The following is a 13,756-nucleotide window of genomic DNA, read 5'->3' as shown; positions in this document are numbered from 1 at the left end:
CTGCGGCCTCGGCCTGTCCGAGGAATGGTCCCGCTGGGGCGCCCTCGGCTGGCCGGCGACGCCGCGGCCGGCCCAGCCGGCCGGCGGCCCGGCCGCGGTCGCGGCCGAGCGGGCCCGGCGCCGGCAGGCGGTGGCCGCCGCCATGGAGCGGGCCTTCGCCGAGGTGCGGGACCCGACCCGGGTGCCGGGGCTCCGGGCCGGGCTGGCGGTCCGGCTGCAGGAGCCGGATGTGATCGGGTGGCTCGACGCCGAGACCACCGCCACCACCGCCGACCGCCTCTGCCGCTCCCTCGGCCTCGGCCTCTATGTCGACGACCCCAAGCCCGCACCGGACACCGGGTGACGCGGGGGCGCCCGGCAACGGCGTCCCCGCCACGATCCGCAATTGCGATCGCGCTCGGAGATCGTTTGGAAATGCGCTGGCGTGAGTCGGCTGGCGGTGGTTTCGAGAACCGGAGCGCAGCGGACGTTAAAGTCCGTGAGCACCGGAAGCGCTCGAGCCCGCCGTCAGATGGCCGCGCCAGTAGCATTTACAGACGGTCTCTCAACCGCGGTCGGTCGTGAAGCGGTAGATGGTCGTCGTCTTATAGGTGTCGCCCGGCTTCAGGACGGTCGAGGGGAATTCCGGGTGATTGGGCGAGTCCGGGAAATGCTGGGTCTCCAGGCAGAAGCCGTCCGCCTGGCGGTACATCCGGCCGCTCGGGCCCACGAGCGAGGCGTCGAGGAAGTTGCCGGCATAGAACTGGATGCCGGGCTCGGTCGTCGACACCTCCATGACCCGGCCCGTGGTCGGCTCGCGGACCCGGGCGGCGAGGCTCAAGGCGCCGGCGCTCGGCTTGTCGAGCACCCAGTTGTGGTCGTAGCCGCGCCCGAACACGAGCTGCGGGTCGTTGTCGCGGATCCGGGCGCCGATCGCGGCCGGGATGGTGAAGTCCATCGGCCCGCCGGCGACCTTCACGATCTCGCCGGTGGGGATGAGGGTCGCGTCGACCGGGGTGAAGGCCGAGGCGTTGAGCATGAGCTCGTGGTCGAGGATGCTGCCCGCCCCTTCGCCCGCAAGGTTGAAGTAGGTGTGGTTGGTGAGATTGACGATCGTCGGCTTGTCGGTCGTCGCCTCGTAGTCGATCCGGAGCTCGTTGTTGCCGGTCACCGTATAGGTCACCTTGGCGTTCAGCGTGCCCGGATAGCCCTCCTCGCCATCGGGGCTCGTATAGGTCAGCTCGAGGCCGACGCCGTCGGCGCCCTGGATCTCCTTCGCCTTCCAGACCTTCTTGTCGAATCCCGCGAGGCCGCCGTGCAGCGCGTTCGGCCCGTTGTTCGCGGCCAGCTTGTAGGTCTGGCCGTCGAGCGTGAAGGCGCCCTTGGCGATGCGGTTGGCGTAACGGCCGGTGATGGTCCCGAAATAGGGATTCTTCGTGAGGTAGTCGTCGAGCCTGGCGAAGCCCAGGGCGATGTTGCCCGACCGGCCGTCCCGGTCGGGAACACTGATCGCCTGGACGATCCCGCCATAGGTGAGGATGTTGACGCTCATCGCGCCGTTGGTGAGCGTGTATAGCTCGACCGCGGTCCCGTCCGACGTCGTGCCGAACGGCTTCTTCTCGATCGAAGCCGCCAGCGCCTGCGAGCCGGCCATGAGACCTCCGAGCAGGACCGCTGCGGCCAGTTGCCCGGCAACGAACATCGTATGCATGATCTCGCTCCCAAGGTTGTGGCAACGCTGTAGTTCAGATCCGTCTGGCTGCGGATTCCATGGGTCCGTATTCTTGTCGCGCCGACCGAGGGACAGTCCGCGGACCAGGTTCTTCCGGAGACGGCATCGCTGGGTATTGCGCCCGGCCGTCTCACCCCGCCGTCAGCTCCGACCAGCGGCGGGCCAGGTAGTTGTGCTCGTCCATCACCGTGTTCCACACGGCGATGCGGCTGGCGCGGCGCCAGTAGGAGCCGCCGGAGCGCACGGCGCCGGCCTTCACCGCCACGCGGCCGTCGGTGCCCTCCAGGTCCTTGGCCGCCGGTTTGCCCTCGTACCAGTAGTCCCATTCCGCCGGATCCAGGAACGGGCGCACCCGCTTCGGGATCGACATGTAGTAGCCCTGCCGGGCCATCACCGCGCCGGGCCAGCCGGACAGCCACCAGTTCAGATAGGCATAGGCCACGTCCAGCGCCCGGCCGGTCAGGGGCGCGGCGACGCACAGGCCGCCGTGCCAGGCGCGGTAGCCCTCGCGCGGCGCCGCCTCGCGCACCGGCACGCCGAGGCCGGACAGGGCGACCGCGGCCGGGGCCCAGCTGCTCTGGATCGCCGCGCGATGGTCGGCCATCAGCCGCTTGGCATCGGCCATGGTCTGCCAGAAGCCGCAGAAATGGCCGTGCCGCTTGCGCTCGAGCAACAGGTCGATCAGCCGGTCGATCTCCGCCAGCGTCATGTTGCCGATATCGGCGAAGCTGGCCTCGCCGCGGGCCTGCAGCGCCAGCGCCGCGTCGAACACGCCGATCGCCGGCTCGTCCACCAGGGCGACGCGGCCGCACCAGCGCTCGTCCAGCAGCCAGGACCAGCTCTCGGTCTCATAGGCCTCGCCCGGCGGCACCACGGTCGGGTCATAGGCGAAGGCGTCGACGTTGTGCACCGCCGGCAGCATGCTGATGTGGCGCGACGGCTGCGGGCCCAGCGACCGGTCGGGCTGGACGTACAGCTTCTTCACCGGGGCGTCGCCGCGGCCGATCATGGCATCGGCGCTCAGCCGCCCGGTCTTGGTCAGGTCGTTGACCTCGCCCCAGTGCTGGATGCGGGCGGTGTCGATCGGCTGGATCGCCTTCCAGAACCAGACGATGTCCAGGCTGTGGAAGCACTGGTCGTAGATGTCGAAGGCGCCGGGCTGCGTCGCCGCCTTCTGCTGCGCGCCCAGAAAGTCCAGCGTCTCGTAGCTGATGGTGATGCCGAGATCGGCCTCGGCCCGTTCGCGGATGCTGTCCAGCAGCGTGATCTCGGTGCCCAGAACGCGCAGATGCGGCCGGCCCTCGGTGTGCACCGCCGGCTTGCTCAACCCCTCCTTGCTCAACAGGATGTCGGCTGCGTCCGCGGCCATGATCCGTCCCCCGGGCGAAATCGTATTAGAAGCGGATTTGCCGGCGGCTGACCAGTGCGGCCGGGGGTCCGTTTCCGCGGGTCACGCCGCGGCCGTCGCCGGTTCGGCGAAGGCGGCCTGGAAGGCGGCGAAGGAGCGCTCGATCTCGGCCCGGCCGATGCCCCGGGTGATGAAGACGAGGCGCGAGCGCCGGTCCCCGTCCGGCCAGGCGTCGAGATGGCTCGGCGCATGCACGATGTGCTGCGCCCCCTGGACCACGACCGGCGTGTCGACCCCGGCGACGTGCAGCAGGCCCTTGACCCGCAGCACGTCGTCGCCGCGGCTGTGCAGCAGCAGGGTCAGCCACAGGCCGAACACGGTCCAGTCGACACGGTCCTCGACCTCCAGCACGAAGGCGCCGATATCCCGGCCGTGGCGGTTGATGTCGTGGTCATGCTGGTGCCAGGCGGCGCTGCCGGTCCAGCGCGCCAGGTCGAACCAGCGGCGGATCTCCGCCGGCTTGGTCGCGGGGTCGAAGGCGTCGCGGCCGACCAGCTCCTCGGCCGGCGGCGGGGCGTTGGCCGACCGCCACAGCGGCACGGCCGGGTTGATCGCCTTGAGCCGCGCCTCCAGCGCCGCCACCGCCTCGGGCGCCGCCAGGTCGGTCTTGGTGACCAGGATGCGGTCGGCGACGGCCGCCTGCTTCGCCGCCTCGGGCTGGCAGTCCAGCTGCGCCGGGCCGTTCACCGCATCGACCGTGGCGATCACGTTGCCCAGCCGGAAATGGTGGCGGATCACCGGCTCGCTCATCACCGTCGCCAGCACCGGGATCGGGTCGGCCAGGCCGGTGGTCTCGACGATCAGCCGGCCGAAGGCGGGGATGGTGCCGGCCTCGCGCCGGTCGTACAGGCCGCGGATGGCGCGGCCCAGGTCGCCGCGGATGGTGCAGCAGATGCAGCCGCTCTGCATCAGCACCACGTCCTCGTCCACCGCCTGCAGCAGGTGGTGGTCGAGGCCGACCTCGCCGAACTCGTTGATCAGCACGGCGCAGCCGGCGAAGGCCGGATCGGCCAGGATATGGCGGAGGAGGGTGGTCTTGCCGCTGCCCAGGAAGCCGGTCAGGACGTTGACCGGGATCGCCTCGCTCATCGCCCGCCCCCGGCGATGCGGTCGAGCAGGGCGGGGTCGAGTGGGTCGATCTTCCGGCCCAGCAGCCGCGATGCCGCCTCCCACACCGCCGGCAGGGCGTCGACGATCTCCTGCCGGCCGGTCGGTCCGCTCAGCACGAAGGCGCTGCCCTGCCAGTCGTCCAGCCGCAGCCCGAACAGCGACAGGATCCGGTTGGCCGCGGCGGCGCGGCGCAGCCGCTCGGCCCGGCGGGTGCGGCCGGCGCCGAACACCTCCGGCCGGGCGGATTCCGCCGTCCAGTGCTCCTCGCCGCCGAGCACGCCGCACACGCCGCACATGATGACTGGCTCCTCCTGAGCTGTCGGTGCCTCCCCCCCAATTGTCATGCCCGGGCTTGACCCGGGCATCCAGAAGGTCTCGACGCCCTCTGGATTGCCGGGTCAAGCCCGGCAATGACAATAAGGGAGAACGCTCTTGGCTACTTCTTCCGCGGATTCCGTCGGGCGAAGTCGTCGGCCATCTCGTCCATGGTGACGAAGCGCACGCCGGGGTGGCGGATCATGTGGTTGTACAGCCGCTCCAGCATCAGCAGCACCTGGGGCCGGCCGGCGACGTCCGGGTGGATGGTGATCGGGAACACGGCGTAGTCGTATTCACGGTAGACCCAGTCGAACTGGTCGCGCCACATCTCCTCGATATGCCGCGGGTTCACGAAGCCGTGGCTGTTCGGCGACTTCTTGATGAACATCATCGGCGGCAGGTCGTCGAGATACCAGCTGGCCGGGATCTCGATCAGGTCGGTCTCGACGCCGCGCTTCAGCGGCACCATCCACTCGCTCGGCTTCTTCGAGAAGTCGATCTTGGTCCAGCTGTCGCCGACCCGGACGTAGTAGGGCTCGAAGTCCTTGTGCATCAGCGAGTGGTCGTACTTGATGCCCTTCTTCAGCAGCAGCTCATTGCTGACCGCGCTGAACTCCCACCACGGCGCGACATAGCCGGTCGGCCGGCGGCCGGACAGCTGGGTCACCAGCTCGATGCATTTGTCGAGGACCTCCTCCTCCTGCGCCGGGGTCATGGCGATCGGGTTCTCGTGGCTGTAGCCGTGGATGCCGATCTCGTGCCCGGCCTCGGCCACCGCCTTCATCTGCTCCGGGAAGGTCTCGATCGAATGGCCGGGGATGAACCAGGTGGTCTTGATCCCCAGCCGGTCGAACAGCCTCAGCAGGCGCGGACTGCCGACCTCGCCGGAGAACAGGCCGCGCGAGATGTCGTCCGGCGAATCCTCGCCGCCATAGGAGCCGAGCCACCCGGCCACCGCGTCGACATCGACGCCGAAGCCGCACAGGATCTCTTTCGCCATCAGGACTTCCTCCTCTCGTTGGGCCGCCGCCGTGTCACGCGGCCGCCCGGATCACCGTCGCCTCGCCCGGCTGCCAGCCGAGCACGATCTCCTCGCCCGACCAGCCGGCGGCGTATTTGTCGACATGGCTCTCGACCCCGATCTCGCGCCCGTCGGCGAGGCCGATGGTCAGGTGCAGCGCATGGCCGGTGACGGCCTGGCCGATCAGCCGGCCGGGCAGGGTGTCGCCGCGCCCAGCCAGCGAAGCGGCCCCGGCGGCGCCGACCACGTCGATCGCCTCGGACGGCACCACCACCGCGGCGGCGTCGCCGACCTGCAGCGTCGGGTCGTTCAGCGTGCCGTGCAGCGGGCCGAAGCCGGTCCCGACCCGGGCCACCGCGCCGTCCCGCGCCTCCAGCCGGCCCGGCAGCACGGTGTTGCGGCCGATGAAGCGGGCCGCGAACTCGGTCTTCGGCCTTCGGTAGATCTCCTCGGGCGGGCTGATCTGCTCCACCCTCCCTCGGTTCATCACCACGATGCGGTCCGACAGCGCCAGCGCCTCGGACTGGGCATGGGTGACGAAGACGAAGGTGATGCCGATGTTCCGCTGCAGCAGCTTCAGCTCGGCCTGGATCGATTTGCGCAGATTGGCGTCCAAGGCACCGAGCGGCTCGTCCAGCAGCAGGATGTCGGGCTCGACCACCAGGCCGCGGGCCAGGGCGGTGCGCTGGCGCTGGCCGCCGGAGAGGCCGGCGCTGCGGCGGTCGGCGATGTCCGCCAGGTCCAGCGCCTGCATCATCCGGTCGGCCTTCGCCCTTCGCTCGGCCGCCGGCAGGCCCTTCACCCGAAGGCCGTATTCGATGTTCTGGCGCACGGTCATGTGCGGGAACAGCGCGAAGTTCTGGAAGATGGTGGAGGTCGGGCGGCGCTCGGGCGGCAGGTCGTTGATCCGCCGCCCGCGCACCAGGACGTCGCCGGCGCTGATCTCCTCGAAGCCGGCGATCATCCGCAAGGTCGTGGTCTTGCCGCAGCCGGAGGGGCCGACGAAGGAGATGAACTCCCCCTTCGCCGCCTGGAGGTCGAAATCGACCACCGCCGGCGTGCCGTCCGCATAGGTCTTGCCGACGCCGACGAGCTCGAGATCGTAGGTCATCCTGCGTTCCTCCGGTCCGCGCGGCCTCAGGCGTTCAGGAACTCGTCCCATTTCTGGATCACGTGGTCGTATTCGTCCGGCCACTGGTGCCAGTAGGCGACGTTCTTGGCCCGGGTCTCCAGCGAGCCGCCGTCGCGCAGGTCGCCTTCCTTGATGCCGCGTTCCGGCGCGCCGACCCAGGGCTTGCCCTCGTACCAGAAGGCGTATTTCTCCGGCGCCATCACCGATTTGATGTTGGTGGTGGGGGAATAGTAGCCCTGCTCCGACACCGTGATCGCCGGCGGGCCGGACAGCCAGTAATCGGCATAGGCCGTCACCGCCTCCTTGTTCGGCGAGCTGGCGATCAGCGACACGCCGATGGCCCAGGCGCGGTAGCCCTCCTTCGGCACGGCGTAGCGGCAGGGCTTGCCCTGGGCCTTCACCGCCATCACCGCCGGCTGCCAGGCGTCGCAGACCACCATCTCGCCCGACGCCATCAGGTTCACCAGCTCGCCGAAATCGCCCCACAGGGCGCGGAACTGGCCCTCCTTCTTCTTCGACACCAGGAACTTCATCGCCTCGTCGATCTCGGCCTGGCTCGGGTTGCCGGGATTGGCGACCTGCGACAGGCCCAGCGAGTTCATCGCCAGGATGGCCTGGCCCAGAGCGATCAGCGGATCGGTGTTCAGCCCGGACCTGCCCCTGAACTTCGGGTCGAAGATCGCGGTCCAGGTGTTGGCCTCCTCGTCGGACAGGGCGTCCGGGTTGAAGCCGATGGAATCGTAGTTGTAGACCGCCGGCACCATCCACAGCTCGGTCTGCGCCTCGTCCTTCCAGATCTGGCCGACGATCTGCGCCCCGCGGGGCCATTTCGGGTCGGGCGTGGTGAAGGTGTCGCGGATATTGGCCCAGTTCTTCAGCGCCGAGGCCGGGATGGCGGTGACGTTATTGGTCTGCACCACCGAGGGCAGCCGCTCGCCGATCACCTCCCAGCAGTCGTAGTCGGTGGCGCCGGACAGGATCTTGGTCTGGGCGTCCGGGAAGGTCGCCGCCGTGCCCTGGGTGCCGCCGACGCCGGACGCCTTCTGGAAATCGGCCAGGATGCGGTCCTGCACCGTGACCGACAGGCCGATGGTGCGCAGCTGCTGCTGCGCCAGGGCGCTGGCCTGGGCATAGGCGCGGCGGGAATGGAGGAACGGCGTGCCGCCGCCCATCGCCAGGGCGGTGGCGCCGATCGTGCCCTGCAGGATCTGCCTGCGGCTCAAGGCCGGAATCTGTGCCATGCGATGCTCTCCGTTTCGTGAAAACCACCCGAGAAACCGGCTCTTCTCTGAGGAGCCGTCAGTAGCGCCCGACCAAGAGGCCGCCATCGACGACGATGGTCTGGCCGGTGATGTAGCGGGCGGCCGGCGAGGCCAGGAACAGCGCCACATCGGCGATGTCGTCGGGCTCGCCGACCCGACCCATGGGGATGAACGAAGCCGCCTTCTCCAGCCCTTCGGGGCCCAGCGAATGCTCGCGCGACAGGGCCTGGGCGGTGCGGATGTAACCGGGGGCGATGCCGTTGACGCGGATGCCGCTGCGCGCCAGCTCCACCGCCAGGCCGCGCACCAGCCCGACCACGCCCGACTTGGCGGCGGAGTAGTGGACGTGCTCGTCCCAGCCATAGGCCACGCCCATGATCGAGGACAGGGCGACGATCGCGCCCTGGCCGCGGGTGCGCATGCCGGGCAGGGCAGCGCGCACCACGCGGAAGATGCCCTTCAGGTCGACGTCGAAGGTGTGGTCCCATTTCGCGTCGGTCATCTGCGACAGCGGCACGCGATGGGCGATGCCGGCATTGGCCACCAGCGCGTCCAGCGCGCCGTGCCGGGCCTCGACATCGGCGACCACGGCGTTGACCCGCTCGGTGTCGGTGACGTCGAGGGGCTGGAACTCGCCGCTGCCGCCGGCGTCGCCGATCGCCTTGGCGGTGGCGCGGCCCTCGGCCTCCAGCACGTCGGTCACGACCACGTGGTGGCCGGCGCCGGCGAAGGCCAGCGCCGTGGCCCGGCCGATGCCGATGCCGGCTCCCGTGATCAGGGCAACCTTCCGGACCATCATTCCTCCTACAGCATCACGTCGCCGGAATTGGGCCCCAGCGTCTGGCCGACATAGATCCCGGCGGCGGGGGAGGCGAGAAAGGCCACCGTCTCGGCCACGTCCTCCGGCGCGCCGAAGCGGCCGAGCGGCAACTGCGCCCGCTTCGCCGCCCGCCATTCCTCGGACAGGGCGCGCACCAGCTCGGTCTCGATCGGCCCGGGTGCAACCGCGTTGACCCGCACGCCGCGGGCGCTGACCTCGCGCGCCAGCGCCTTGGTCAGGCCGATGATCCCGGCCTTGGCGGCGCTGTAATGGACCAGGTCGACGCCGCCGATCTGGCCGAGCTGCGAGGCGATGTTGACGATCACGCCCTCTCCGGCCGCCAGCATCGCCGGCAGGGCGGCGCGGCAGCACAGGAAGGTGCCGCGCAGATGCACCGCGATCATCCGGTCCCAGTCGGCCACCGCCAGCGCCTCGAAGGGCGACTGGTGGACATGGCCGGCGTTGTTGACCAGCAGCGTGCAGTCCCCGAAAGCCTCGCGCCCGGCGGCGAAGATCCGTTCCACGGCTTCGGCGTCGGAGACGTCGGCGCCGACCGCCTCGGCCCGGCCGCCGGCGGCGCGCAGGGTCGCAGCCACGGCCTCGGCCCGGTCGGCATGCAGGTCGGCGATCAGCACCGCGGCGCCAGCCATCGCCAGCCGCTCCGCGATCGCCTTGCCGATGCCGCTGGCGGCGCCGGTGACGACGGCGACGTGGTCGGCCAGCGCCCTCATCGCAGCTCCTCCTGGATCGCGATGCGCCTGGCGCGGCGGACCGACAGCGTCATCAGGATCCCGTAGACGGCGAGGAGGGCGAAGGAGAACAGGGTGGTCAGCACCCCGAAGGCGAAGATGTTCGGATGGATCTCGACCGCGAAGGTGCCGTAGATCGTCAGCGGCAGGGTCTGGCCGCCGCCGGCCGTGAACAGGGTGCGCGGGAACTCGTCGTAGCTCAGGGTGAAGGCGAACAGCATCGCACTCAGCACCCCAGGGAAGATCAGCGGGAAGGTGACCTTGCGGAAGGTGCGGGCCGGGCTGACGCCCAGGCTCCACGACGCCTCCTCGATCGACCGGTCGAAGCGGTTGAAGATCGCCAGCATGACCAGGAAGGCGAAGGGGAAGGTGTAGACCACATGGGTGACGAAGGACGTCCCCCACCAGGCCCGCGGGATGCCCAGCTCGTTGGCCACCAGCGCGACGCCGAGCCCGACCAGCACCCCCGGCACCATCATGCCCAGCACGATCAGGTAGAACAGGATGCCGGAGCCGCGGAAGCGCGACCGGAAGGCTTGGGCCGACAGGGTGCCCAGCACCGTCGCCACCACCATGGTCATGAAGGCGAGGGTGAGGGACCGGACCAGCGCGTCGCCGATCGGCAGCGGCGCCACGCGGGACGGCGGGGCCCAGCCGAACAGGTGCTGGTACCAGTAGGTCGACCACTCGATGATCGGGAATTGCGGCCCGCCCTCGGGCCCGGCCTGGAAGCTCAGCGTCGCCAGCACCGCCAGCGGGCCGTAGAGGAACACGATGAACAGCGCCGTGAAGACCATCAGCGCGGTGCGGAGAAGCGGCTGCCCCTGCATGGCCTACAGCTCCTTGCGCAGGTCGACCAGGCGCAGGAGGCCGGCGACGACGATGCCCATCACCACGGTCAGGATCACGCCGACCACGGCGGCGAAGGCCCATTTCAGCGACCCGACCTGGGTGACGATGATGTTGCCCAGCATGTTGACCTTGCGGCCGGACAGCGCTGCGGCGGTTGCGAACTCGCCCAGCACCATGACCGAGACGAAGATCGCGCCGACGATCACGCCGGGTAGGCTCAGCGGCAGGATCACGGTGCGGAAGATGCGGCCGGTGCCGGCGCCGAGATCCCGCGCCGCCTCGATCAGGCTCGGCTCGATCCGCGACAGCATGAAGGCGATCGGCCCGACCATGAACACGACGTAGATCTGGGTCATGCCGATGATGACGCTGAGCTCGGTGAACAGGAGGCCCGCCACCGGCTCCGACACCACGCCCAGCTTCATCAGCAGGATGTTGACCGCGCCCTCGGTGCCCAGCATCGGGCGCCAGGCCAGCACCCGGATCAGGAACGAGGTCCAGAAGGGCACGACGCAGACCACCAGGAGGATGGTCTGGACCGTCTTGTTGCGGACGAACAGGCCGATATAGAGCGCGACCGGGTAGCCCAGCACCAGCGTCGTCGCCAGCACGATCAGCCAGATCCGGATCGTGGTCCACAGCGCCGACAGATAGGTCGAGGTGCCGAAGAAGGTGACCCAGTTCTTGAGGGTCAGCGTCGGCTCGATGGTGAAGGTCTTCTGGGTCCAGAAGCTGACATAGACCATCATCGCGATCGGGACGACCAGGAAGGCGGTCATCCACAAGGCGCCCGGCGCCGCCAGCAGCGCCGCCACCCGCCGCCCGGTGCGCCGTTTTGGAACCGGAGCCGGCGCCGTCTCGGTCATGATCTCCGCTCCGACACTCATCGCCACCCCGCCTCAGCCGCGGAACACGAGGGCATCCGCCGCCGGCCAGCGCAGTGCGTAGCGGCGCCCGGCATCGAAGCTCCTCGGTCGGCGGTGGCTCAGATGGTATTCGACCTCGACCGGCCGGCTGCCGGCGACGTCGAACAGATAGGTCACCCGGGCGCCGGAATATTCGCTGGCGATGAATCGGCCGGGCAGGACGGCCTCGCCCGGCGCCGCCGGCTCCGTCTCCTCGGCCACCGTCACCTTGTCGGCGCGGATGCAGTAGGCGGCCGCCCCCGCGGCGGCCTCGCCCGGCAGCGGCAGGGCGGCCTCGGCGAAGCGGAAGGCGCCGTCGCCGACCGTGCCCTCGAAGATGTTGTAGCAGTTGAGGAAGCGGGCGACGCGGACCGAGCCGGGGCGGTTGTAGAGGACCTGCGGCGGGCCGATCTCGGCGATCCGGCCGCGGTCCAGCATGGCGGTGCGGTGGCCCATGGCCAGGGCTTCCTGCTCGTTGCCGGTGACATGCAGGAAGGTGCCGCCCAGCTGCGCCTGGATGCGCTTCAGCTCGATCATCATCCGCTCGCGCAGATTGGCGTCGAGCGCGCCCAGCGGCTCGTCCAGCAGCACGATCTTCGGGTCGGTGACGAGCGTGCGGGCCAGGGCGACGCGCTGCTTCTGGCCGCCGGAGATCTGGCTGACGGCGCGGGCGCCCAGACCGGTCAGGCCCAGCAGCTCCAGCGCCTCGCCGACCCGGCGCCGGACCTCGGCCTCGTCGGTGACCGGATCACGGCTGCGGTTGCGCAGGCCGTAGGCGACATTGTCGAAGACGGTCATGTGCGGGAACAGGGCGAAGCCCTGGAACACGAAGCCGATGCCGCGCTGATGCGCCGGCGTCGACAGGATGGAGCGGCCTTCCAGCCGCACGTCGCCGGCATCCGGCGTCTCGAAGCCGGCGACGACCCGCAGCATGGTCGATTTGCCGGAGCCGCTGGGGCCGAGGATGGAGAGGTACTCGCCCGCGCCAACCGACAGCGACAGGTCGGTCAGCGCCGGCGCGCCGCCATAGGCCTTGGCGATGCCGCTCAGTTCCAGGAGCAGAGTCATGCGTCCCCGAATCTTTCAAGCCGTGCCCTGAGCCCCGCCATCCCGACCGCGTCGTTCGGCAACGCCGTTGCGCGGAGGTCGATGGGGAGTTCGGGAAGCCTGTCAAAAGTGACTTTAGTATGCAATAGTCTTTTTATGGTGATCGAAAGTTTCGCCATGACGCGCGGTGTGGCTCTTCTCGGCCCTGAAAAGCCGATCTGCCCGGGTTTCGGGCAGGTTCTGCGAGCGCGCGCGGCGTTCTGGGTATGCGATAGCCATTTTTTCGGAGGCGCTGCCCGCCCCATGGGCAGCGGGCTCTTGCGCCGGGGCGCCGCGGAGGCCATCAGAGGACCAGGATCACAGGGACGGCTGGGACGCTGCTGCAGGACATGACGGACACGGCGACGAACGCGTCCCCGCCGCGGCTGTACGAGATCGTCGAGCGCGCGCTGCGGTCGTCGATCGGCACCGGGCGGCTGCCGGCCGGGCTGGTGCTGCTGGAAGGGCCGATCGCCGAGATCTTCCAGACCAGCCGGGCCCCGGTGCAGCGGGCGCTGGCGCGGCTGGAGGCGGACGGGCTGATCCACCGCTTCGAGGGCCGTGGCTTCCTGGTCGGGCCGGAGGCGGCCGGCGTGGCGCCGTTGCGGGCAGACATCCGCGGCTTCGGCCTGGAGGCGGCGGAGGAGATCGACGAGGCGCAGCAGTCCCGCGCCTCATGGGAGCGGATCTATGCCACCGCCGAGCGGCAGATCGCCTCCTGTCTCGTCTTCGGTCGCTACCGCATCGTCGAGGCGGAGATGGCCGACCATTTCGGCGTCAGCCGCACCGTGGTGCGCGACGTGCTGGGCCGGCTGCAGGAGCGCGGGCTGATCGAGAAGAACGCCAGCTCGCACTGGATCGCGGGGCCGCTGACCGCCCGGGCGATTCGCGACCTCTACGAGATGCGCCGGCTGCTGGAGCCGCCGGCCCTGGTCGGTGCGGCGCCGTCGCTGCCGCGCGGCGAGATCGAGGCGATGCTGGAGCGGCTGCGCTGCGCCGAGGCCGCCGGCCTAAAGCCGCCGCCCGAGACCATGGACGCGGTCGAGGAGGACCTGCACGTCCGCTGCGTGCTGGCGACGCCGAACGCCCGACTGGCCGACGCGCTGCGCCACAACCAGCTGCCGCTCCTGGCCACCCACGCCTTCACCCGGTCGCTCGGCATCGCCGACGACCAGCCGATCCTGACCGAGCACCGGCTGGTGCTCGAACTTCTGGCGCAGGAGGCCTGGCCGGCCGCGGCCGCGGTGCTGGAGACGCATCTGCAGGCGGCCGAGCGCCGTGCGATCGCCCGTCTCAAGACCCTCGCCGTGATCCCCGAGCCGAGCAACCTCGCGCCGTACCTCACCAAGACATCCGGCCACGAGCCGTAAGCCGACGAGGCT

General features: G+C 69.9%; 14 protein-coding genes. 2 read left to right on the top strand and 12 right to left on the bottom strand.

What is annotated here, in order from left to right; translation table 11 throughout:
- On the top strand, nt 1-343 hold a 343-nt coding region (locus G537_RS44350; RefSeq protein WP_026872847.1), incomplete at its 5' end, for a hypothetical protein.
- Nucleotides 344-544: 201 nt separating this feature from the next.
- Here the strand turns inward: G537_RS44350 and G537_RS0127585 are convergent.
- The 12 genes from G537_RS0127585 to G537_RS0127530 all read right to left on the bottom strand — a co-directional run bounded on the left by G537_RS0127585 (nt 545) and on the right by G537_RS0127530 (nt 12,356).
- Complete coding sequence (locus G537_RS0127585) at nt 545-1,633, bottom strand: aldose epimerase family protein (RefSeq protein ID WP_211230531.1); 1,089 nt, start codon at nt 1,631-1,633, stop codon at nt 545-547.
- 208 nt (nt 1,634-1,841) lie between these two features.
- A complete protein-coding gene (locus tag G537_RS0127580) occupies nt 1,842-3,080 on the bottom strand; it encodes an ABC transporter substrate-binding protein (RefSeq protein ID WP_051249211.1) in 1,239 nt (412 codons plus the stop codon).
- 81 nt (nt 3,081-3,161) lie between these two features.
- Nucleotides 3,162-4,208 (bottom strand): CobW family GTP-binding protein, encoded by a 1,047-nt coding sequence (locus tag G537_RS40240; RefSeq protein ID WP_034853234.1) that lies wholly within the window; start codon nt 4,206-4,208, stop codon nt 3,162-3,164.
- Complete coding sequence (locus G537_RS0127570; protein ID WP_026872844.1) at nt 4,205-4,525, bottom strand: hypothetical protein; 321 nt, start codon at nt 4,523-4,525, stop codon at nt 4,205-4,207. Before G537_RS0127570 ends, G537_RS40240 begins: the two co-directional genes overlap by 4 nt.
- 140 nt (nt 4,526-4,665) lie before the next feature.
- Nucleotides 4,666-5,547: a polysaccharide deacetylase family protein gene (locus G537_RS0127565; RefSeq protein ID WP_026872843.1), complete on the bottom strand. Its 882-nt coding sequence runs from the start codon at nt 5,545-5,547 to the stop codon at nt 4,666-4,668.
- Between the two features lie 34 nt (nt 5,548-5,581).
- Nucleotides 5,582-6,679, bottom strand: a complete 1,098-nt coding sequence (locus tag G537_RS0127560) for an ABC transporter ATP-binding protein (protein WP_026872842.1) — start codon at nt 6,677-6,679, stop codon at nt 5,582-5,584.
- Between the two features lie 26 nt (nt 6,680-6,705).
- Nucleotides 6,706-7,941, bottom strand: a complete 1,236-nt coding sequence (locus tag G537_RS0127555) for an ABC transporter substrate-binding protein (protein WP_026872841.1) — start codon at nt 7,939-7,941, stop codon at nt 6,706-6,708.
- 58 nt (nt 7,942-7,999) lie between these two features.
- Nucleotides 8,000-8,758 carry an SDR family NAD(P)-dependent oxidoreductase gene (locus tag G537_RS0127550; protein ID WP_211230530.1) on the bottom strand — a complete coding sequence of 253 codons (759 nt, stop codon included), beginning with the start codon at nt 8,756-8,758 and terminating at the stop codon, nt 8,000-8,002.
- 8 nt (nt 8,759-8,766) lie between these two features.
- Nucleotides 8,767-9,513 (bottom strand): SDR family NAD(P)-dependent oxidoreductase, encoded by a 747-nt coding sequence (locus G537_RS0127545; protein ID WP_026872839.1) that lies wholly within the window; start codon nt 9,511-9,513, stop codon nt 8,767-8,769.
- Nucleotides 9,510-10,361 carry an ABC transporter permease gene (locus G537_RS0127540; RefSeq protein WP_026872838.1) on the bottom strand — a complete coding sequence of 284 codons (852 nt, stop codon included), beginning with the start codon at nt 10,359-10,361 and terminating at the stop codon, nt 9,510-9,512. Before G537_RS0127540 ends, G537_RS0127545 begins: the two co-directional genes overlap by 4 nt.
- A gap of 3 nt (nt 10,362-10,364) precedes the next feature.
- On the bottom strand, nt 10,365-11,249 hold the full coding sequence (locus G537_RS0127535) for an ABC transporter permease (RefSeq protein ID WP_155888810.1): 885 nt from the start codon (nt 11,247-11,249) through the stop codon (nt 10,365-10,367).
- A gap of 33 nt (nt 11,250-11,282) precedes the next feature.
- Complete coding sequence (locus G537_RS0127530) at nt 11,283-12,356, bottom strand: ABC transporter ATP-binding protein (protein WP_034853231.1); 1,074 nt, start codon at nt 12,354-12,356, stop codon at nt 11,283-11,285.
- Between the two features lie 368 nt (nt 12,357-12,724).
- Here G537_RS0127530 and G537_RS45490 point away from each other — a divergent pair, with 368 nt between their 5' ends.
- Nucleotides 12,725-13,744 carry a GntR family transcriptional regulator gene (locus tag G537_RS45490; protein ID WP_026872835.1) on the top strand — a complete coding sequence of 340 codons (1,020 nt, stop codon included), beginning with the start codon at nt 12,725-12,727 and terminating at the stop codon, nt 13,742-13,744.
- Nucleotides 13,745-13,756: the final 12 nt, after the last annotated feature.

Source organism: Inquilinus limosus DSM 16000, from assembly GCF_000423185.1.
GTDB lineage: Bacteria > Pseudomonadota > Alphaproteobacteria > DSM-16000 > Inquilinaceae > Inquilinus > Inquilinus limosus.
Note: the sequence above shows the minus strand (reverse complement) of the source record. Positions and strands in the feature narration are given on the sequence as shown.

Coding starts and splice junctions, on each gene's coding strand:
- G537_RS0127585 (WP_211230531.1), bottom strand. CDS start 1,633: ATGGCCGGCTCGCAGGCGCTGGCGGCTTCGATCGAGAAGAAGCCGTTC.
- G537_RS0127580 (WP_051249211.1), bottom strand. CDS start 3,080: ATGGCCGCGGACGCAGCCGACATCCTGTTGAGCAAGGAGGGGTTGAGC.
- G537_RS40240 (WP_034853234.1), bottom strand. CDS start 4,208: ATGAGCGAGGCGATCCCGGTCAACGTCCTGACCGGCTTCCTGGGCAGC.
- G537_RS0127570 (WP_026872844.1), bottom strand. CDS start 4,525: ATGTGCGGCGTGTGCGGCGTGCTCGGCGGCGAGGAGCACTGGACGGCG.
- G537_RS0127565 (WP_026872843.1), bottom strand. CDS start 5,547: ATGGCGAAAGAGATCCTGTGCGGCTTCGGCGTCGATGTCGACGCGGTG.
- G537_RS0127560 (WP_026872842.1), bottom strand. CDS start 6,679: ATGACCTACGATCTCGAGCTCGTCGGCGTCGGCAAGACCTATGCGGAC.
- G537_RS0127555 (WP_026872841.1), bottom strand. CDS start 7,941: ATGGCACAGATTCCGGCCTTGAGCCGCAGGCAGATCCTGCAGGGCACG.
- G537_RS0127550 (WP_211230530.1), bottom strand. CDS start 8,758: ATGGTCCGGAAGGTTGCCCTGATCACGGGAGCCGGCATCGGCATCGGC.
- G537_RS0127545 (WP_026872839.1), bottom strand. CDS start 9,513: ATGAGGGCGCTGGCCGACCACGTCGCCGTCGTCACCGGCGCCGCCAGC.
- G537_RS0127540 (WP_026872838.1), bottom strand. CDS start 10,361: ATGCAGGGGCAGCCGCTTCTCCGCACCGCGCTGATGGTCTTCACGGCG.
- G537_RS0127535 (WP_155888810.1), bottom strand. CDS start 11,249: ATGACCGAGACGGCGCCGGCTCCGGTTCCAAAACGGCGCACCGGGCGG.
- G537_RS0127530 (WP_034853231.1), bottom strand. CDS start 12,356: ATGACTCTGCTCCTGGAACTGAGCGGCATCGCCAAGGCCTATGGCGGC.
- G537_RS45490 (WP_026872835.1), top strand. CDS start 12,725: ATGACGGACACGGCGACGAACGCGTCCCCGCCGCGGCTGTACGAGATC.